Source organism: Polaromonas glacialis, from assembly GCF_000709345.1.
GTDB classification, from domain to species: Bacteria; Pseudomonadota; Gammaproteobacteria; order Burkholderiales; family Burkholderiaceae_C; genus Polaromonas; species Polaromonas glacialis.
Window position 1 is genome coordinate 1 of the sequence record NZ_JMDZ01000049.1, and the last position, 735, is coordinate 735.

Sequence of the window (735 nt, forward strand, 5' to 3'; positions counted from 1 at the left end):
CGCAGAGCTGGCGCACCATCGCCGATTCGATCATGGCGCGAACCTCAAACACCTGGCGGGCTTCCTCGATGCTGGGCATGGCGACGGACGCGCCTCGTGCCGCCTCCAGAACCACCAGATGCTCGCGGCTGAGCTGATTCAGCGCCTGGCGCACGATGGTGCGCGAGACATCAAAAATGTCAGCGATTTTTTGTTCGGTGAGCTTGGTGCCCGGCATCAGCCGGCGCTCAACGATGGCAGCGGTGATGGACTCCACGATGCGTTGCGTCGAGCCCGGTGACACAGCCGCTTCCTTGGCGCCGACAACCTGAAGATGGTTAAGACGTTTCATGGATTTTTGTGATTGCGTATTCATTGTGATTTTCAAAGTGTATACACTTTACTCCAGTAAAACAAGTTTTTATCATTGCTAGACCCCGATGTTCGGAGGTCGTGTCAGTTTCGTTGTGTTTTAAAAAGGAGAATTTTTATGGGCCATCTCAGTACCCACGTGCTCGACACCATGAACGGTTGCCCCGCTGCTGGCATGAAAGTGACGCTGCAGCGCCTTGCAGGCGCAAGCTTCGAGACCCTCAAAACCCTCACCCTGAATGCCGATGGCCGCAACGATGGCGGGCCGTTGCTGGACGCCGGCGCCATGGCGATCGGGCGTTATCGCCTGCTGTTCGAGGTGGCGGCGTACTTTCGCGCCCGTGGCGTCGTGCTGCCCGAGCCTGCCTTTGTCGATGTCGTGCC

At 57.8% G+C, this 735-nt stretch carries 2 protein-coding genes; one reads left to right on the forward strand and one right to left on the reverse strand.

Annotated features, from left to right (window positions below; genetic code table 11):
• Positions 1-331, reverse strand: a 331-nt coding sequence (locus tag EC86_RS0100255) for a GntR family transcriptional regulator (protein WP_029523720.1), incomplete at its 3' end; no start/stop codon positions are given.
• A gap of 138 nt (positions 332-469) precedes the next feature.
• On the opposite strand from EC86_RS0100255, the gene EC86_RS0100260 reads away from it, so the two are divergent.
• On the forward strand, positions 470-735 hold a 266-nt coding region (locus EC86_RS0100260; protein ID WP_029523721.1), incomplete at its 3' end, for a hydroxyisourate hydrolase.